18 protein-coding genes and 1 tRNA gene are annotated in these 17,727 nt (G+C 66.4%); 11 read left to right on the top strand and 8 right to left on the bottom strand.

Going from position 1 to position 17,727, the window contains the following annotated elements; translation table 11 throughout:
* Positions 1-25: 25 nt before the first annotated feature.
* Complete coding sequence (paaI, locus tag LG299_RS12345) at positions 26-433, top strand: hydroxyphenylacetyl-CoA thioesterase PaaI (RefSeq protein ID WP_404430637.1); 408 nt, start codon at positions 26-28, stop codon at positions 431-433.
* Here paaI and paaZ read toward each other — a convergent pair.
* Together paaZ and LG299_RS12355 are read right to left on the bottom strand one after the other, a co-directional pair.
* Positions 425-2,491 carry a phenylacetic acid degradation bifunctional protein PaaZ gene (gene paaZ, locus LG299_RS12350; RefSeq protein WP_404430639.1) on the bottom strand — a complete coding sequence of 689 codons (2,067 nt, stop codon included), beginning with the start codon at positions 2,489-2,491 and terminating at the stop codon, positions 425-427. The genes paaI and paaZ overlap by 9 nt on opposite strands.
* A complete protein-coding gene (locus LG299_RS12355; protein WP_404430641.1) occupies positions 2,488-3,219 on the bottom strand; it encodes an enoyl-CoA hydratase/isomerase family protein in 732 nt (243 codons plus the stop codon). The genes paaZ and LG299_RS12355 overlap by 4 nt, the downstream gene beginning before the upstream one ends.
* 66 nt (positions 3,220-3,285) lie before the next feature.
* Here LG299_RS12355 and LG299_RS12360 point away from each other — a divergent pair, with 66 nt between their 5' ends.
* Together LG299_RS12360 and LG299_RS12365 are read left to right on the top strand one after the other, a co-directional pair.
* Positions 3,286-3,915: a TetR/AcrR family transcriptional regulator gene (locus LG299_RS12360; protein ID WP_404430643.1), complete on the top strand. Its 630-nt coding sequence runs from the start codon at positions 3,286-3,288 to the stop codon at positions 3,913-3,915.
* A 55-nt stretch (positions 3,916-3,970) separates the two neighbouring features.
* Positions 3,971-4,678, top strand: coding sequence for a hypothetical protein (locus LG299_RS12365; RefSeq protein ID WP_404430645.1), 708 nt, complete (start codon positions 3,971-3,973; stop codon positions 4,676-4,678).
* A gap of 91 nt (positions 4,679-4,769) precedes the next feature.
* Here LG299_RS12365 and LG299_RS12370 read toward each other — a convergent pair whose 3' ends face one another.
* A complete protein-coding gene (locus tag LG299_RS12370) occupies positions 4,770-6,314 on the bottom strand; it encodes an amino acid permease (RefSeq protein ID WP_404430647.1) in 1,545 nt (514 codons plus the stop codon).
* A 161-nt stretch (positions 6,315-6,475) separates the two neighbouring features.
* Between LG299_RS12370 and LG299_RS12375 the strand changes: the two genes are divergently transcribed.
* From LG299_RS12375 to LG299_RS12400, 6 genes are read left to right on the top strand one after another with little or no spacing between them, the layout of a single operon-like run.
* Entirely contained in the window at positions 6,476-7,831 is a 1,356-nt protein-coding gene (locus LG299_RS12375) for a glutamine synthetase family protein (RefSeq protein WP_404430649.1), read from the top strand.
* On the top strand, positions 7,812-8,582 hold the full coding sequence (locus LG299_RS12380; protein ID WP_404430651.1) for a gamma-glutamyl-gamma-aminobutyrate hydrolase family protein: 771 nt from the start codon (positions 7,812-7,814) through the stop codon (positions 8,580-8,582). The genes LG299_RS12375 and LG299_RS12380 overlap by 20 nt, the downstream gene beginning before the upstream one ends.
* On the top strand, positions 8,579-9,955 hold the full coding sequence (locus LG299_RS12385; RefSeq protein ID WP_404430653.1) for an aldehyde dehydrogenase family protein: 1,377 nt from the start codon (positions 8,579-8,581) through the stop codon (positions 9,953-9,955). Before LG299_RS12380 ends, LG299_RS12385 begins: the two co-directional genes overlap by 4 nt.
* 33 nt (positions 9,956-9,988) lie before the next feature.
* Positions 9,989-10,762 carry a 3-oxoacyl-ACP reductase gene (locus LG299_RS12390; protein WP_404430655.1) on the top strand — a complete coding sequence of 258 codons (774 nt, stop codon included), beginning with the start codon at positions 9,989-9,991 and terminating at the stop codon, positions 10,760-10,762.
* 16 nt (positions 10,763-10,778) lie between these two features.
* Positions 10,779-11,492: a FadR/GntR family transcriptional regulator gene (locus LG299_RS12395; protein WP_404430657.1), complete on the top strand. Its 714-nt coding sequence runs from the start codon at positions 10,779-10,781 to the stop codon at positions 11,490-11,492.
* Positions 11,493-11,512: 20 nt separating this feature from the next.
* Positions 11,513-11,917 (top strand): dehydrogenase, encoded by a 405-nt coding sequence (locus LG299_RS12400; protein ID WP_404430659.1) that lies wholly within the window; start codon positions 11,513-11,515, stop codon positions 11,915-11,917.
* A gap of 193 nt (positions 11,918-12,110) precedes the next feature.
* On the opposite strand, the gene LG299_RS12405 is transcribed toward LG299_RS12400, so the two are convergent.
* The 5 genes from LG299_RS12405 to LG299_RS12425 all read right to left on the bottom strand — a co-directional run bounded on the left by LG299_RS12405 (position 12,111) and on the right by LG299_RS12425 (position 16,625).
* Positions 12,111-12,509 (bottom strand): type II toxin-antitoxin system VapC family toxin, encoded by a 399-nt coding sequence (locus LG299_RS12405; RefSeq protein WP_404430661.1) that lies wholly within the window; start codon positions 12,507-12,509, stop codon positions 12,111-12,113.
* Entirely contained in the window at positions 12,506-12,772 is a 267-nt protein-coding gene (locus tag LG299_RS12410) for a type II toxin-antitoxin system VapB family antitoxin (protein ID WP_404430663.1), read from the bottom strand. Before LG299_RS12410 ends, LG299_RS12405 begins: the two co-directional genes overlap by 4 nt.
* Before the next feature lie 44 nt (positions 12,773-12,816).
* Positions 12,817-14,184: a DNA repair protein RadA gene (radA, locus tag LG299_RS12415; protein ID WP_404430665.1), complete on the bottom strand. Its 1,368-nt coding sequence runs from the start codon at positions 14,182-14,184 to the stop codon at positions 12,817-12,819.
* 64 nt (positions 14,185-14,248) lie between these two features.
* A complete protein-coding gene (locus tag LG299_RS12420) occupies positions 14,249-15,199 on the bottom strand; it encodes an L-lactate dehydrogenase (protein ID WP_404430667.1) in 951 nt (316 codons plus the stop codon).
* A gap of 61 nt (positions 15,200-15,260) precedes the next feature.
* Positions 15,261-16,625: an MFS transporter gene (locus tag LG299_RS12425; RefSeq protein ID WP_404430669.1), complete on the bottom strand. Its 1,365-nt coding sequence runs from the start codon at positions 16,623-16,625 to the stop codon at positions 15,261-15,263.
* Positions 16,626-16,806: 181 nt separating this feature from the next.
* On the opposite strand from LG299_RS12425, the gene LG299_RS12430 reads away from it, so the two are divergent.
* A tRNA-Ser gene (locus tag LG299_RS12430) sits at positions 16,807-16,893 on the top strand.
* Positions 16,894-17,013: 120 nt separating this feature from the next.
* On the top strand, positions 17,014-17,622 hold the full coding sequence (locus LG299_RS12435) for a hypothetical protein (RefSeq protein ID WP_404430671.1): 609 nt from the start codon (positions 17,014-17,016) through the stop codon (positions 17,620-17,622).
* Positions 17,623-17,727 lie beyond the last annotated feature (105 nt).

Consider the following 17,727-nt stretch of genomic DNA (forward strand, 5'->3'; position numbering starts at 1 on the left):
CGATCGTTTAGTTATTATTGCAGACATGGAGCGACCGACGAAAGCGATGATGGAACGCGACCTCGCCTCGGCGAGTCTGGGGATGGTCGTCGAACACGACGAACCCGGTCACTCGGTGGTGAACATGGTCGTTCGCGACGACATGACCAACGGCTTTCAGATCACCCACGGTGGGTTCGTGTTCGCCCTTGCCGATACAGCGTTCGCGATCGCGTGCAACGAAGACGAGCGCATCACCGTGGCGCAGGGCGCTGACATCACGTTCCTGAAGTCGACCACAGCCGGGCAGACGCTCACCGCGACCGCGATCCGCCGCGCACGCAACGGTCGCGCCGGACTCTATGACGTCACGGTGACCGACGAGTCGGGCGAGGTCGTGGCCGAGCTGCGCGGGCGCTCGCTCACGACCGATCGCACGCTCCCGTCACGCTGAGGCGAGCTCCTTGGCGACGAGCGTCAGCACGTCGTAGGTGGCGACGATCTCATCGTGCTGGTTGTGGATGACCGCATCCCACCGGACTTCGCCGTATTCGTCGGTCTCACGCGGGGTGATCTGTTTCGCCGTCAGCGTGACGCGAATCACATCGTCCGGCGACACGGGCGTGATGAACCGCAGGTTCTCGAGTCCGTAGTTCGCCAGTACCGGCCCGGGTTCGGGGTCGACGAAGAGTCCGGCAGCCCACGACACGAGCAGGTAGCCGTGCGCGACGCGCCCGGGAAAGAACGGGTTCGCGGCGGCCGCGTCTTCGTCCATGTGGGCGTAGAACGTGTCGCCGGTGAAGTGCGCGAACGTCTCGATGTCGTCGAGCGTGACCGCGCGCGTCGCCGAGACGATCTGGTCGCCGATGCGCAGTTCTGCCAGTGATTTGCGGAACGGATGCTGCCCCCCGCCGTTCGCGGTGGCTCCGGCGTGCCACACTCCGGTCAGCGCCGTGAGCATCTGAGGCGAGCCCTGCACCGCGGTCCGCTGCATGTGATGGAGCACAGCGCGGATTCCGCCGAGCTCTTCGCCGCCGCCGGCGCGACCCGGCCCGCCGTGCACGAGGTTCGGCAGCGCCGACCCGTGGCCTGTCGATGACCGGGCGTCGTCGCGGTCGAGCAGCAGCACGCGCCCGTTGTAGGCCGAGATTCCGCTCATGAGCTCAAGGGCTGTGGCGGGGTCGTGAGTGGCGATGCTCGTGACGAGTGAGCCGCCACCGCGGGCGACGAGGGCGGATGCTTCGGCCACCGTGTCGTACGACAGCAGCGACGTGACGGGGCCGAAGGCCTCGATCTCGTGGACGGCGTCGGTCGAAGCATCCGCGAATCGCAGCATCAGGGGCATGAGGAACGCGCCGTCCGGAGCTGCGCCGACCGACCCGTCTGCGTGCGTCACCGCCGGCGCATCGGTCGACCCGACCACCACTTGGCCGCCTGCGGCCTTCAACCGATCGACCTGCGCCACGACGTCGTCGCGCTGAGCGATCGAGGCGAGGGGGCCCATGGTCACGCCCTCGGCGCGCGGGTCACCGACCACGACGCGCTCGGTGATGCGCGCCTGCACGGCTTCGATGAGGGAGTCGACGGATGCTGCAGGCACGATCGCACGACGGATCGCGGTGCACTTCTGCCCGGCCTTGGAGGTCATCTCGGTCACGAGTTGGCGCACGTAGGCGTCGAACTCGGGCGTTCCCGCGACGGCATCGGGCCCGAGAATCGAGGCGTTGATCGAGTCGGTTTCGCTCGTGAACCGCACGCCGCCGGTCTGCACGCAGTCGTGCTGGCGCAGCTTCTCAGCCGTGGACGCACTGCCGGTGAAGCCGACGATGTCGCCCAGGCGGAGGTGGTCGAAGAGCGTCGGAACACTGCCACTGACCAGTTGCAGTGATCCTTCGGGGAGCAGCCCCGACTCGACCAGGATGCGCACGAACGCCTCAGCGAGGTAGCCGGTCGGAGTCGCCGGTTTGACGAGCGTCGGCATGCCGGCGAGGAAGGCCGGGGCGAACTTCTCAAGTGACCCCCAGACGGGGAAGTTGAACGCGTTGATCTGCACCGCTACTCCGGGGAGTCGCGTGTAGATATGCCGACCGAGGAATGAGCCATCCTTCGAGAGCGGTTCGACGGGCCCGTCGACATAGACGCGGGTATTTGGAAGTTCGCGTCGCGCTTTGCCCGAGTACGAAAACAGCACGCCGATGCCGCCGTCTATGTCGACCCACGAGTCGGCGGTGGTCGCGCCTGTGCGCGCCGACAGAGCGTAGAGCTCGTCCTTGCGCTCGGTCAGAGCGAGCGCAAACTTCTTGAGCAGCACTGCCCGTTCGTGAAAGGTGAGCGCACCGATGCTCGCCTGGCCGACAGCGCGACCGTACTCCAGGGCTTCGGCGAGATCGAGCCCGTCGGTGCTGACGCGGGTGACGATCTCACCGGTCGATGCATCACGCACGTCGGTGCCATCGGCAGCGGCGGGGGTCCACCACGAGCCGCCTATGTAGCTCGGCAGGATGTCGGTCATCGGGTGCTCCGTTTCTCGAGGAACTCGCCCATGCGGCGGAACTTCTCGGGGCTTTCGAACAGCTCGGCCTGAAGCTCGAGCTCGATCTCGGGGTGGTGCTCGCGCGGCGCGCGGATCGCCCGCTTGGTGTGTTGCGTGGCGAGCGGGTCGTTCGCGGCGATGCGATCGGCCACGGCATGTGCGGCGGCGAGGAGGTCTTCTGCGGGATGGACGGCTGACACCAGCCCCCACGCCACGGCTTCCTCGGCGCCGAGCAAACGGCCGGTCAGCAAAAGTTCGCTGGCTCGGGCTTCGCCGACGATCTCTCGCAAGCGCCAGGTCGCGCCGGCCGCGGGCATGATTCCGAGACTTGTCTCGGGGCTCCCGAAGCGGAGGGCGGGGCTGGCGATGCGAAGATCGGCGGCAAGAGCCAGCTCGGCACCGCCGCCGAGCGCGTAGCCGTCGACCGCCGCGATCACCGGCATGGGCAGTTCGTGGAGCCGGATGAACGCCACCGCGTTGATGCCGCGACGTGCATCAGCCGCTTGTCGATCGCGCAACTCGGCGATGTCGGCGCCCGAGGCGAAGACCCCGCCCGAGCCGGTCAAGATGAGTGTGCGAGGTTCAGCCTCAAGTTCGGCGCAGAGCCCGTGCAGAGCGTCGATCAGGTTCTGATCGATCGCGTTGCGGGTTTCGGGTCGGCTCAGCGTCGCCACGACACGATCGGGGAGGCGTTCGACGATGAGCACGGGTAATACCTTACCGATCGTTCAGGAATGACGTCTAGATGGCATCGCCGGTGCCAGACTGGGGGCGTGCCAGATTCACCCGCTGTGCAAGCAACTGCTCTCGCTGCACCGGCCGCGCGCCGTGGGCGCCCGGGCTACGACCAACGACAGATCCTCGAAGTCGCGGTCGCGGTGTTCAACGAACAGGGATATGACGCGACCTCGGTTGCTGCGCTCGCTGATCGACTCGGGCTGTCGAAGTCGGCGATGTATCACCACTTCGACTCGAAGGAACAGTTGCTGAGCCTCGCTCTGGACGAAGCGTTGGGTTCGCTCGAGGGAGTGCTGCAACAACCCGGCGCGCGCGCGGGCGATGCGGGGGAACGCCTGGGTTTCGTGCTGCAGGGCGCGGTCACGGTTCTGGTCGACAAACTTCCGTTCGTCACGCTGCTGTTGCGCGTGCGGGGCAACAGTGACGTTGAGCGCGATGCGCTCGAGCGTCGACGCGCGTTCGACCACCAGGTCACCGTGATGGTGCGCGCCGCACAAGAAGAGGGCAGCGTGCGCGACGACGTCGAAGCATCGATCGCCACCCGCCTGCTCTTCGGTATGGTGAACTCGCTGGTCGAGTGGTACCGACCAACGGGTCCTGAGAGCGCAGCCGACCTCGCCGACGACGTTCTGACCATCGCACTGGACGGTTTGCGCACCCGCTGAGCGCTCGCGGGCGCGCCCTCCCGGCAGGTCCCACAGACGCGCTTAGCCTGATCGCATGAGCGGTGCGACTGGGCGTAGAAAGCACTCCCCTGCGGTCTATCGCCGGCGGAGGCTCGTTCTTCTGATTCTGCTGATCGTCATTGCGGTCGCCGTGTGGCTGGTCATCGCCCAGCCGTGGCGCGGGTCCGCCTCTGAGAACGACACGACGACGCCTCCCTCGGCGACGCAGGATGCCGCATCCGAACTTCCCGTCCCCGACAACGCGGCGGGATCGAGCGCTGTGGCAAACCCCGACCCGAGCGCTTCGGTGATCGTCGAGCCTGCTCCCGAGGCATCCGCCGTCACCACCGCCGAGCCGTGCATCGCACGCGACGTCAAGGTCGAGGCCCTGACCGATTCAGACACGTACGGCTCGGGGCAGAACCCGCAGTTGTCGATGCGCGTGACCAACAACGGCACCGAGGACTGCGGCCTGAACGTCGGAACGACCACGCAGGTCTTCACGATCACCAGCGGCAGCGACACGTGGTGGCGATCGACGGACTGCCAGACCGAGCCGAGTGACATGGTGGTGCTGCTCGCCGCCGGTCAGACCGTGACGAGCGCGGCTCCGCTCACGTGGGATCGCACGCGGTCATCGGTTGAGTCCTGCGGGCCGGATGCTTCGCGCCAAGCTGCCCCCGGAGGCGGGGCGACCTACCGTCTTGATGTCGAGATCGGTGGCATCCGCTCGCTCGAGCCGAAGCAGATCCTCCTTTACTGATCTGGCGCCAAACCCGCACACGCAGGTGCGCGGGGTTGGAGTGTTCCCCTCGAACCACTCCAGCCCCGGCCCCTTCCCCTGCCAGGTCGGGCTACGGCTTGTCGCCGAAGACTTCCTTCTCCATCACGTCGTATCCCTCAGACTGCGGGTCACGGTGCGTGCCGCCCGAGAGCGCGTACTCCTCTTCGGGTGAGAGTACGAGGCGGTGACGGAAGAACAGCGCGAAGCCGATCAGGATGATGACGTAGACGATCGCGATGGCGATGATCGCCGGCTGGAACGCTTCGTTGAGCAGGAACCCGACGAAGATGAGGGCAGAGATGGCCGCCGCGATGATTGCTCCCGGGATGCCCCACGGGCTGCGGTACGGACGCTCGACGTTCGGCAGCTTCTTGCGAAGGATGACGAACGAGACCATCTGCAGGAAGTACGCCACGACCGCGCCCCACACCGCGATGTTGAGGACGATCGCCCCCGCGACCGCGCCGGCTCCCTCATCGGCAGCCGCGATCGTGTCGAGCACGACAAGGGCGATGAAGCCGATCACCGCACCGATAGCGAGGGCCACCCATGGTGTCTTGCGCTTGCCGGTGAGGGAGAGGAACCGCGGGTAGTAGCCGGCCCGGGAGAGCGAATACATGTTGCGTCCGTACGCGAACATGATGCCCTGCAGCGAGGCGAGCAGACCGACCAGCGCAAGCAGCGCCAGGACAGCGGCAGCTTCGTCTCCCACGATCGCCCGGAAGCCGTCGAGCAGTGGCTCACCGGCGGTGCCGGCAGCTTCTGCTCCGATCACACCCGTGTTGAGGAACAGCACCAGCAGGCCGGTGACGATGAGAGTGGCGCGCGCCCAGAGACCCGCTCGCGGGATGTCGCGGACAGGATTGTGCGACTCTTCGGCGGCGAGCGGGAGCTCTTCGATCCCGAGGAAGAACCACATCGCGAAGGGCAGTGCGAACAGGATCGGCAGTACACCGTGCGGCAAGAACTCGGTCTGACCTGCGTCCGGTGCGATGTTCCACAGGTTCGCCCAGTCGAAGGCCCCCGAGAACAGCGCCATGAGCGAGAAGACCAGGATGATGCCGATCGAGATGATCGAAACGACGATCGCGAACTTGAACGAGATCGCGGCGCCCGCAGAGTTCAGGGCGATGAAGGCCACGTAGAGGATGACCCACCACACCCATGCGGGCATCGAGAGCCCGAGCAATTCGCTGGTGATGGCATCGGCGTACGAGGCCGAGAAGTAGACGATGACCGCGGTGGTCGCGACATACTCGATCGTCTCGGCGGCGCCGGTGATCAGGCCACCCCAGGGGCCCATCGCCGAGCGGGCGAACGAGTACGCACCTCCGGTGTGCGGCATCGCGGCCGCCATTTCCCCGATGGAGAAGATCAGTCCGTAGTACATGATGACGAGGATCGCGAAGGCGATCAGCATCCCGCCGAATCCGGCAAAATCGATGCCGAAGTTCCAGCCCGAGAAGTCTCCGGAGATGACCGCGGCGACGGCGAGACCCCAGAGTCCCCAGACACCTGCCGACCTCTTCAGGCCTCGCTTTTCGAAGTACTCCTTGCCTGCTCGCGTATAGGTCGCGCCCGCAACCTTCGCGGAGTCGTTGCTCGTCTGGGACATCGTTCCTCCGTGCACTCGGGTATCGGCGCGGGGGGCGCGCCTTGCGGATGATTGTGATGCCTAATGGTGGGCTCTGTCTACCTTTGGAGCGATGTTTCTCGTTACAGTGGGGGCCTGGCCAGGGGCGACCGGCCTGAGCGGACCAGACGGAGGATGAGCACATGCCAGGAAACCTGAGTGCCGAGGAGCTCAAGTCCCACATCGCGTCGGGCGAGATCGACACCGTGATCGTGGCGTTCGCCGATGCCCAGGGGCGCCTCGTCGGCAAGCGGGTGTCGGCCCGGCTGTTCGAAGAGGAGATCCTTGCGCACGGTGCTGAGGCCTGCAATTACCTGCTTTCGGTCGACGTAGACATGAACACCGTCGACGGGTACGCGATGTCGAGCTGGGAGACCGGCTACGGAGACATGATGCTGCTGCCCGACCCTGACACCCTCCGTCTCGTGCCGTGGCTGCCGGGCAGCGCCATGGTCATCGCCGATCTCGGGTGGGAGAGCGGCGACGCCGTCGCGCAGTCCCCGCGCGAGATCCTCAAGCATCAGCGCGCGCGGCTGGCAGACCGTGGTCTGGTGGGCTACTCGGGCACCGAGTTGGAGTTCATCGTCTTCGACGACACCTACCGTCAAGCATGGGCGAAGGGTTACCGCGCCCTCACCCCATCCACCGACTACAACGTCGACTACGACCTCCTCGCTTCGGGACGCCTCGAACCGCTTCTGCGCGATATTCGCGTGTCGATGGATGCTGCGGGCATGTACTGCGAGGGAGTCAAGGGCGAGTGCAACCTCGGCCAGCAAGAGATCGCGTTCCGCTACGCCGAGGTGCTCGAGACGGCCGATCAGCACACGATCTACAAAAACGGCGCGAAGGCGATCGCCGAGAACCACGGCAAGGCTCTGACCTTCATGGCGAAGTTCAACGAGCGCGAGGGCAACAGCTGTCACATCCATCTCTCGGTGCGCGACGAGGACGGTGCGCCGGTGATGGCGGGCGAGGGTGAGCACGGCTTCAGCCCGCTGATGGAGCATTGGATTGCCGGAATCCTCGCGACCCTGCGTGAGTTCACGCTGCTCTACGCGCCGAACATCAACTCGTACAAGCGGTTCGCGAAGGGATCGTTCGCACCCACGGGCGTGGCCTGGGGTGTCGACAACCGCACGTGCGCGCTACGGGTCATCGGCCGCGGACAGTCGCTGCGGGTCGAGAACCGCGTGCCCGGCGGCGACGTCAATCCCTACCTCGGTATCTCGGCGATCATCGCGGGCGGGCTCTACGGTATCGAGAACCGGCTGCCGTTGCCCGCACCGCTTGCCGGCAACGCCTACACCGACGCCGTCGACCATCTGCCGACGACGCTGCGTGAGGCCGCGACCCTGTTCGCCGAGTCGAGCATCGCCCGCGCCGCCTTCGGCGACGACATGGTCGAGCACTACCTCAACCAGGCGCGCATCGAGGTTGAGGCCTACGACGCTGCCGTGACCGACTGGGAGCGGGTGCGTGGCTTCGAACGACTTTGACTCTCGCCGGCCGGTGATCGGCCTCACGACTTATCTCGAGCAGGCCAAGCAGGGTGTGTGGGACGTGCGCGCCGCTTTCCTCCCGCAGCAGTACTTCGATTCGGTGACGAGCGCGGGTGGCGTCGCGGTTCTTCTTCCGCCGCAACCGCATGCCCAGGATGCTGCCGCTGCCGTCCTCGACGTGCTCGACGGGCTCATCCTCACCGGAGGGCTCGACGTGCAACCCGAGCTGTACGGTGCGCCGAGGCATCCGCTCACCGACCCTGCCCGGCCCGAGCGTGACAACTGGGAACTCGCGCTGTATCGCGGCGCGCAGGAGCGCCGGATTCCGGTACTGGCGATCTGCCGAGGCCTGCAGCTGGTGAACGTCGCCCGGGGCGGCACACTGCACCAACACTTGCCCGATGCGCTCGGCACCGAGCGGTACCGCATCGGCGGCGGGGTCTTCGCCGAGAACGAGGTCGTGGTCCAGGACAGAACGCGACTGGCCGGGATGCTGGGAGCCGGACCGTTCGACGTGCACAGCTATCACCACCAGGGCATCGACCGGCTGGGCGCCGGGCTGGTCGTCGTCGCGGCGACCGACGACGGCCTGGTGCAGGCATTCGAGTCTGGCCCCGATGAGGCCTATCTCGTCGGCGTGCAGTGGCACCCCGAAGAGAACACCGCAGACAAGAGGCTGTTCGAAGGGCTCGTGCGCGAGGCATCCGCCTTCTCGCAATCCCGCCGTTCCACAGGAGTACACGCATGAGCGACACCTTCACGCTGATCAACCCGACGACGGGTCAGGCCTTCCGTGAGGTCCCGCGCGCGACCGTCCACGAGGTCGACGAGGTCGTTGCTCGTGCGGTCGTCGCGCAGCGCGGATGGGCGGCCATCGCGCCAGTCGCCCGTGCCGATGCGCTGCGCCGTTTCGCGCGGGTGGTCGTAGAACACGTCGAAGAACTCGCACAGCTCGAGGTGCTCAACTCCGGCCACCCGATCGAGTCAGCGCGGTGGGAAGCGTCGCACGTCGCTCAGGTGCTCAACTTCTACGCCGGCTCGCCGGAGCGTCTCTCCGGGCAGCAGATTCCCGTGTCGGGCGGTCTCGATGTGACCTTCCATGAGCCCTACGGCGTCGTCGGTGTGATCGTGCCGTGGAACTTTCCGATGACGATCGCGTCGTGGGCCTTCGCGCCCGCGCTCGCCGCAGGCAACGCCGTCGTACTCAAGCCCGCCGAACTCACCCCACTCACGGCGGTGCGGCTGGGCGAACTCGCGGTCGAAGCAGGGCTTCCCGAGGGGCTCTTCGCCGTCATCACCGGGTCGGGCTCGGTTGTGGGCGAGCGGTTCGTGACTCACCCTGACGTCCGGAGCGTCGTCTTCACCGGGTCGACGGAGGTCGGCATCTCGGTCGCCGCGGGCTGCGCCCGAGGCCTCAAACCCGTGACTCTCGAACTCGGCGGTAAGAGCGCCAACATCGTCTTCGACGATGCCGACCTTGAGAAGGCCGCCGCGGCAGCCCCCGGCTCGGTCTTCGACAACGCTGGGCAAGACTGTTGTGCCCGCAGCCGGATTCTCGTGCAGCGATCGGTCTACGACCGATTCCTCGAGTTGCTCGAACCCGCCGTCGCCGCCTGGCAAGTCGGTGACCCCGCGCTGGAATCCACTCAGATGGGCCCACTCATCTCGTCGGCACACCGCGAGACCGTCGGGTCGTTCCTCGACGGAGCGGACGTCGCCTTCCGCGGAAGCGCTCCTGCGTCTGAAGGGCCGCTGGGAGACGGGTTCTGGTTCGCGCCCACCGTCGTGCTCGCCCAGCCCGATGACCGCATCGCGCGCGAAGAGGTCTTCGGTCCCGTCGTTGCGGTCCTTCCCTTCGATGACGAAGCCGACGGCATCCGGCTCGCCAACGACACCGCGTATGGTCTCGCCGGTTCGCTGTGGACAGAGAATCTCGGCAGGGCCGTCCGCGTCTCGCGCGCCGTGAAGAGCGGCGTGCTGTCGGTCAACTCGCACTCCTCCGTCCGCTATTGGACGCCGTTCGGAGGTATGAAGGCCTCCGGTCTCGGACGCGAACTCGGTCCCGACGCCGCGGAACACTTCACCGAGACGAAGAACGTCTTCTTCGCGACGGATGCTTGAGCCCAGCGTGAACCCCACCCCGAGAGGAATCCCATGGATCTGACCCAGCGACTGAAAGACCGGGTCGCCATCATCACCGGCGGCGCATCGGGCATCGGTCTCGCGACCGCTCGACGCTTCGCTGCGGAGGGCGCGTTCGTCGTCATTGCAGACGTCGACAAGGCGACAGGCGAAGCCGCCGCGGCCGAGGTGGGCGGAGCGTACCGGCACGTGAATGTTGCGGATGAAGCATCCGTCGACGCGCTCTTCAACGGCGTCGCCGCAGAGTTCGGCAGACTCGACATCGCCTTCAACAACGCCGGAATCTCGCCCGCAGACGACGACTCGATCGAGACGACCGAATTGCCCGCGTGGGACCGTGTGCAGGACGTCAACCTCAAGAGCGTCTACCTCTGCTCGCGCGCAGCGCTGCGGCACATGGTGCCGGCGGGTAAGGGCTCGATCATCAACACGGCGTCGTTCGTCGCCCTGATCGGGTCGGCGACGTCACAGGTTTCGTACACCGCATCGAAGGGTGGCGTGCTCGCCATGACCCGCGAGCTCGGCGTCCAGTTCGCGCGGCAGGGGATTCGCGTGAACGCCCTGTGCCCGGGGCCGGTCAACACCCCTCTCCTGCAGGAGCTGTTCGCGAAAGACCCCGAACGGGCGCAGCGCCGACTCGTCCATGTGCCGATGGGACGATTCGCCGAACCCTCAGAGCTGGCCGCAGCCGTCGCCTTCCTCGCGTCGGATGACGCATCGTTCATCACCGCGACCGCGTTCGTCGTCGATGGTGGCGTCACCAACGCTTACGTGACACCCCTCTGATGAGCCCGAGGTAGAGATGACCGAGCCGCTGCGGGAGGTGCACAAGGCCGTTTACCGACCGGTTCGGGAGGGCAATGCCCTCGAAGACACCGTCGCGCGCCTCGTCCAGACGATCCGGCTCGGCGTTGTCGCCCCGGGCGAGTCGCTGCCGCCCGAGCGCGAGCTCGCCACGCTCTATGCCGTGAGCCGCGACACGGTGCGTGAGGCGATCAAAGAGCTCGCCGACACCGGGTATCTCGTCCGCCGCCGCGGGCGGTACGGCGGAACCTTCGTTGCCGATCCCCTGCCGCGACCAGCTGAGCCGATAGTGGTGGACGCCATCGAGCTCGACGATGTCTTGGGTCTCCGCCGCGTGCTCGAGGCGGGAGCCGCGCATGCCGCGGCGGGCCGAACGCTGCCGCCGGAGGTGCGTGAAGAACTCTGGGCCCGCTTCGAGGCCGCGGGTTCCGCCGGCCCTGATGAGTACCGTCGGGCTGACACCCTGCTGCACCTCACGATCGCTGAGCTTTCCGGCATCCCGTCTCTCGTCGCGCTCGCCGCCGAGAACCGCGCCCGCGTGAACGCCTGGCTCGACACCTTCCCGCTCCTGCCACGCAACATCGAGCACTCCAACGCGCAGCACGAACAGATCGTGACCGCGATTCTTGCGGGGCGGGCGGATGCTGCGGCCGCCGCCGTCCTCGACCACCTCGCCGGCTCCGAAGCACTGCTGCGCGGGTTCCTCGCTTGAGGGGCGTTTAGGCTGGAACCGTGGCGGGAAAGAAGCGCAAGAAGCAGGAACCCCTCGAGTTTCGCAACACGGCACTGGGCGACGCCCTGCAGACGCAGGACATCGCCGCCGTCGCGTTCGCACTCCGCCACGGCCCGACCGTCGTGCCTTTGATGAAGCCCGGCAACCGCGACAATCCGCTCGATGTCGGCGAGGTCTGGACCTACCGAGACCCGAACAGCGGCCAGGTTGCGTTGCTGCTTTTCAGCGATGCCGCGCACAAACCAGCGACGCTGCCGCCGGCGGTCGCCCTGCAGTCGCCGCCTGCGCTGCGTGCATTTCTCAGTGCGCACGGCGACGAGATCACGACGGTGTTCTTCGACATCGCGGGGCCTCACCCCATGCAGTCGACCCCTGCTGATCTCATCGCTGCGCTGGACGCCTGAACGCGTTCTCTCACCCCGACTCGCCGAGCCAACCCCTCGACAACGGGTCGAGAGTTTGCCACACTCGCCGGATGGAGTTCCTCATCGTGGGTCTCGTGTGTGCCGCCGGGTTGATTCTGCCGATCGCCCTGGGCTTTCTGCCCAGCGAGCAACGCCGCATGCGGCGTTAACGCTGAGCCGCGTTGGAGAAAGCTCAGTTCGCGAGGGCTGAACGGATGTCGGTGTGCGAGAAGTCGTCACCGACGTAAAGCAAGGGTTCGCGTCGCTCGGCAGCGAGCGCGTAACTGAAGCAGTCGCCGTAGTTCAAATTGGCGGGATGCCCGGACCCGCGGCCGAAGTCGCGGTACGCCTGGCGGGCGATTTGGGCGTGCTCGGGAGTGAACGGCACGACGGTGAGCGCGCGCGATCGGGTGAGTTCGTCGAACAATCGCACCGCAACCGGATTGCCGCGGGAGTCGATCACGATCGATGCCTCGACCAGCGTCGCGGCCGAGACTACGCAGGAGCCTGCGCGGACGATTGCTTCGCGAAGAAGGTCGGCCGTGGCTTCGTCGAGTGCGATGGCAACCAGCGCAGAAGAATCAACGATCATCGGGGAAGGCCGGTGACCGGGTCGTGAAGATCCTCCATGACCTGCCAGAGGTCGGGTCCGTCGTCGTTCGCGAGGGATCCTTGAAAAGCCGCCACTACCCGCCTGATCTCGGCTTCGCGTTTCGCGCGCACGTTCTCGCTGTCGAGCTCCGCAAGCTTCGCGCGCACAGCGATCTCCACCGCGGAGGTCTGACTCACGCCGAGAATGCGAGCGAGATCGCGCACGGCGCCGTGCACGTCTTCGTTCTTGATGTTGAGGCTCATGGGCGAATTCTACCCTGAGCGTCTACCTTTCTACCATTGACGCACTAGAACTGCGGTACGTCGTCGCCCGGCCGCGCTTTGACGCGCATCTGCACATCCCGCAGCGCCGCGCGCAGAGTCGCCGAGCGATTGTCGATCACGTCCGCATAGCCGAGGCGTGCTGCTTCGGTTCGGCGCTGCGCGGACTGTGTCACCGGGCGCACCTCGCCGGCGAGGCTGAGTTCGCCGATCGCCGCCAGTGTGCGCGGCGTCGACCTATTGGTCATCGCACTCGCCACCGCGATCGCGATCGCAAGATCAGCCGCCGGCTCGATGAACCGCACACCGCCGACCGTCGACACATACACGTCGTGATCGGATGTCTTGATGTCGGCGCGCTTCTCGAGTACGGCGAGCACCATCGCTACCCTCGCGGAGTCGACGCCGTTCACGATCCGGCGTGGATTGGGGGCAGTCGTCTTGATGGTCAGGGCCTGCACCTCGACAGGCATCGCACGCTTGCCCTCGAGCGCGATCGCGACGCAGGTTCCGGGTTCGGGCGAGCCGTGGCCGAGAAAGAGTTGGCTGGGGTCGGGCACTTCGGCGATTCCGGCGCCGGTCATGTCGAAGCATCCGACCTCATCTGTCGGTCCGAAGCGATTCTTCAGCGCCCGCACAAACCGCAGTGAGGTCTGCCGATCGCCCTCGAAGTGGCAGACGACATCGACGAGGTGTTCGAGAATGCGGGGGCCGGCGATCGTGCCGTCTTTCGTGACGTGCCCGACGATGATCACCGGAAGCCCTCGGTCTTTCGCGAGGCGGATGAGGGTGGATGCCACTTCTCGAACTTGGGACGGATGCCCGGCCATGCCCTCAGACAACCCTGATGACACTGTCTGCACCGAGTCGACGATCAGCAGTTCGGGTTGTACTTCATCGACGTGACCGAGGATCGTCGCGAGATCGGTCTCGGCAGCCAGGTAGAGCTCGTCATGAAGTGCGCCCGTCCGTTCGGCGCGCAGTCGCACCTGCGCTGTGGACTCTTCGGCGCTGGCGTAGAGCACGCGACGGCCGGCGCGTGCCGTCGCCGCAGCTACTTCCAGGAGCAGGGTCGACTTGCCGACGCCAGGTTCGCCGCTCAGCAGAATGGCCGCGCCGGGCACGATTCCACCGCCGAGGACGCGGTCGAACTCGCCCACGCCGGTCGTTCGACGCGGGGCGTCGGTGGTGTCGATGTGTGTGATCGGCAAGGCCCGCTTGCTGGCGCCCGGAGCCATCGCGGTCACCGTGCGGGTGAAGCCGGTGGGTTCGGATGCCTCCACCACCGTGCCCCATTGCTGGCACTCGCCGCACCGGCCGACCCACTTCAGGGTCGTCCACCCGCACTCCGTGCACTTGTAGGGCGCGGCAGTCGTCGGGCGTCGGGTGGCCATGGTTTCAGGGTAGCCGCGGGCGGCGACATCCGGTCCGTGGCGCGACGTGCTCAGCGCGACGTGCTCAGCGCAGGGAGTCGGCGACCTCACGCAGGGCGTCGGCCGACCGGTGGAAGAGTTCGAGCTCGTGGTCATCGAACTGTGTCTCGCGGATCGGCACCGCGCCCGCCGCGCTGACGATCGACGGCACCGAGAGCGCGACTCCGCTCACCCCGTGGAAGTCGTTCAGCACCGGCGAAACCGGCATGACCGCCCGCTCGTCACCGAGGATCGCCTCGATGATCCGTGCACTCGACAGCCCGATCGCATAGTTGGTCGCGCCCTTGCCGAGGATCACTTTGTACGCGGCATCCCGCACGTCGATCGCGATCTGATCGAGTTCTTCGACCGTCATCGTGTCGCCCGCAGGGGTCACCCAGTCGAGGATCGGCACGGCGCCGATCGTTGCCTTCGACCAGAGCGGAAACTCGGTGTCGCCGTGCTCGCCGACGATGTAGGCGTGCACGCTCGAGGTCGACACGCCCGCGCGCTCGCCGAGCTTCCACCGCAGACGCGAGGTGTCGAGCACCGTGCCGGAGGCGAAGATGCGCTCGGGAGTCAGTCCGGTCTCTTCCTGTGCGAGCACCGTCAGGACGTCGCACGGGTTCGTCACCAGCACGTAGATCGCATTCGGGGCGACCTCGAGCAACTGCGGCATCATCTTCTTCATGATCCCGGCGTTGACGCCCGCGAGTTCGATGCGCGTCTGCCCGGGGTTCTGCTTCGCGCCGGCCGTGACGACCACAACGTGCGAGCCTTCCACCACCGAGATGTCGCTGCCGCCGATGATGTCGCTGGTGCCGGTGAACTGCGTGCCGTGGGCGAGGTCGAGCACCTCCGCTTCGGCCTTCGCGGTCGCGATGTCGTAGAGGGCGACGTGCCGCGCCGACCCGCGAATGAGAGCGGCGTACGCCGCGCTGGACCCGACGCTGCCAGCGCCGACGATGGTGACTTTCGAGTTCTCGATCTGTGCCATGCGGCCAGTCTGGCAGGGCACGGATGCAGCGGGCTACCGTCCGGAGCGGCTCATTCGTGTCTCAGACCTTGGCGGGGCGCGCGCCGTTTCGGATCCCCGCGAACGACACGACACCGCCTGCGATCATCAGCACTGCCGTCACGATGGCAGCGCGGTGGAAGCCATCCAGATCGAGGGTTCCGCCCACGACCACCGCCAGCAGCGCGATCGCCAGGAGGCCCGCGATGCGAGCCACCGCATTGTTCACGGCCGAGGCGATTCCAGACCGCTCTGTGTCGATCGAGCCGAGGATCGCCGAGGTGAGCGGCGACACGGTCACTGCCAGCCCGAGACCCATCAGCAGCATGCTCGGGAGCACCTGCCACCCGTACGAGAAGTCGACCGACACGGTCAGCAGAAGCAGCGCCCCCGCGCCCATCAGTATCGGGCCGACGGTCATGAACAGGCGCGGACCCCAGGTGCCCGCAAGCGCGCCCACTCGTGAGCTGAGGAGGATGAGCAGCAGGGTCGAGGGCAAGCTTGCCAGCCCCGCGAGCGTGGCCGAGAGCCCAGCCCCTTGCTGCAGATACACCCCGACGACAAAGCCGTTCAGGGCCAGAGCGCCGTAGATCAACGCGGTCGCGACGTTGCCGGTCCAGAAGTTGCGCACGCGGAACAGTTCCAGGGGGAGAACCGGGTTGCGGGCGACACGCTGACGCAGAAGGAAGAATGCGAACAGGATGCCTCCGCCTACCAGCGACACCCAGGTCCAGGGGGAAGTCCACCCCAGTCGCGGTTGCTCGATCAGCCGGAACACGAGCGCACCCAGGCCCGCCGTACACAGGATCGCGCCGAGCCAATCGATCGAGGCATCCGCCCGTCGTGAATCGCGCAGTTTCGCTCTCGCGAGCAGCCAGAACGTGATCGCGATCGGGACGACGTTGATCAGGAAGGCGAGTCGCCACGAAAGGTAATCGACGAACAGACCACCGATGAGTGGACCGGCGATCATCGCCGAAGTGGTCCAGGCCGTCCAGGTGCCGATCGCACGAGACTGCGCCGCCCCCTGAAAAGTCGACGTGATGAGGGCGAGAGAGCTCGGAACGAGAAAAGCCCCTGCGGCTCCTTGAACCGCGCGTGCAGCAATGAGAAATTCCGCCGTGGGCGCGGCCGCGATAGCAACCGACGCGATGCCGAACCCGAGCAGGCCGATACGCATGACGAGCACCCGGCCGTATGCGTCGCTGACTGACCCCGCCACGAGAATGAGTGCGCCGAGGGTGAGAAGGTACGCGTCGACGACCCACTGTTGAGTGGTGAGGCCGCCGCCGAGTTCGTCGGCAATCGCCGGCAAGGCGACGGTGACCACTGTGCCGTCGAGGAACGCGACGAACGAGGCGAGGACGGCAATCGTGAGGATTCGCCGCTGATTCGTCGTGTCGCTCACCGTGCTCACGCTACTCGTGCGGGGGTGGGGTGGGTTGGTTTCGGCGGCCTGTGGAGGGTACGTGACGAGGGAGGATCCGATGCGGTGGTTTCGCCCTCCGCTCGCTTGGATCTCCTCCCTTCGCTTCGATTCAGGATGCCTCGGTTCGCGGCATCCGCTGGCGTGTCGTAAACTATCCGACGGTGACGTGTCCGAGCGGCCGAAGGTGCAACACTCGAAATGTTGTGTAGGTTCACCCCTACCGTGGGTTCAAATCCCACCGTCACCGCGGAAAATCAAGGAAGTTGAGAGGCCGGGTCACCCAAAAGGTCACTCAGCTTCAATGAAGCGAAGGTCACCCGGCTCCTGCCCGGGTGACCTTCTCTCGTCACCCGCGCATGTGGCGGTCATGCCTGATGACCGCCCGCAGCCGCTCTACCGCCGCCAGATCGTGACGGGTGTGGGTCTGCTCGATGTCGGGGTCGGACCGCTCGCACACCCTCTGGTTGACCCACGCGAGGTTCACGCCGCGCTCGTTGCCCACACGAACGCGCACCCGGAGATCCCGATCCGGCTCGTGGCGGAGCAGGAGACCGTGCGGTACGTGCAGCTCCGGGAGAGCCATGAGCCAACCGAAGGTGGGGTGGACGAACTCTTTGAGCGCCATGGCTGGAGGGCTCTGTTGCTCTTATGGACACCGTTGGCGTACAACGCATCGCAGGGGTCCACGATCGCTGACCGACTCGTTGGGTGGGCGACCTTCGACCGTCGATGGTGGGCAGAGCACGGCTTAGCCCCGTGGAGCGCCGCCGTCCATCTCTCCCCCGAGCCCGCGGATCAGGGCGCCCTCGAAGCGTGGCAGGATCAGCAAGTCGCGGCAGGTGATCACGCGGTCATCTGGTCGCATCGAGTGGATCCGATCGATGCAGGCATCGACCAGCTGCTGCGCCAAGTGACGACGAGCGTGGGCCTGGCGCGGGCTGCTATCGGGCTTGCCGCCGCTGGAGGCGAGTTTTGAAATCGATCGCGCCTTCTTGATCGGTTCGCCGGGCTTGCTGAGATGTTCTCCGCGCGCACGTTCTGAGGCGAGCCAGACCACGCTCTCCCGAGACCGCCTCTCTCA

The sequence above is a fragment of the Microbacterium lacus genome, from assembly GCF_044794305.1.
GTDB classification, from domain to species: Bacteria; Actinomycetota; Actinomycetes; order Actinomycetales; family Microbacteriaceae; genus Microbacterium; species Microbacterium lacus_B.

What these genes read in the sequence shown, in the direction of transcription:
- paaI (WP_404430637.1), top strand. Translation starts at nt 26, where the DNA reads ATGGAGCGACCGACGAAAGCGATGATGGAACGCGACCTCGCCTCGGCG.
- paaZ (WP_404430639.1), bottom strand. Translation starts at nt 2,491, where the DNA reads ATGACCGACATCCTGCCGAGCTACATAGGCGGCTCGTGGTGGACCCCC.
- LG299_RS12365 (WP_404430645.1), top strand. Translation starts at nt 3,971, where the DNA reads ATGAGCGGTGCGACTGGGCGTAGAAAGCACTCCCCTGCGGTCTATCGC.
- LG299_RS12370 (WP_404430647.1), bottom strand. Translation starts at nt 6,314, where the DNA reads ATGTCCCAGACGAGCAACGACTCCGCGAAGGTTGCGGGCGCGACCTAT.
- LG299_RS12375 (WP_404430649.1), top strand. Translation starts at nt 6,476, where the DNA reads ATGCCAGGAAACCTGAGTGCCGAGGAGCTCAAGTCCCACATCGCGTCG.
- LG299_RS12385 (WP_404430653.1), top strand. Translation starts at nt 8,579, where the DNA reads ATGAGCGACACCTTCACGCTGATCAACCCGACGACGGGTCAGGCCTTC.
- LG299_RS12390 (WP_404430655.1), top strand. Translation starts at nt 9,989, where the DNA reads ATGGATCTGACCCAGCGACTGAAAGACCGGGTCGCCATCATCACCGGC.
- LG299_RS12395 (WP_404430657.1), top strand. Translation starts at nt 10,779, where the DNA reads ATGACCGAGCCGCTGCGGGAGGTGCACAAGGCCGTTTACCGACCGGTT.
- LG299_RS12405 (WP_404430661.1), bottom strand. Translation starts at nt 12,509, where the DNA reads ATGATCGTTGATTCTTCTGCGCTGGTTGCCATCGCACTCGACGAAGCC.
- LG299_RS12410 (WP_404430663.1), bottom strand. Translation starts at nt 12,772, where the DNA reads ATGAGCCTCAACATCAAGAACGAAGACGTGCACGGCGCCGTGCGCGAT.
- radA (WP_404430665.1), bottom strand. Translation starts at nt 14,184, where the DNA reads ATGGCCACCCGACGCCCGACGACTGCCGCGCCCTACAAGTGCACGGAG.
- LG299_RS12420 (WP_404430667.1), bottom strand. Translation starts at nt 15,199, where the DNA reads ATGGCACAGATCGAGAACTCGAAAGTCACCATCGTCGGCGCTGGCAGC.
- LG299_RS12435 (WP_404430671.1), top strand. Translation starts at nt 17,014, where the DNA reads ATGCCTGATGACCGCCCGCAGCCGCTCTACCGCCGCCAGATCGTGACG.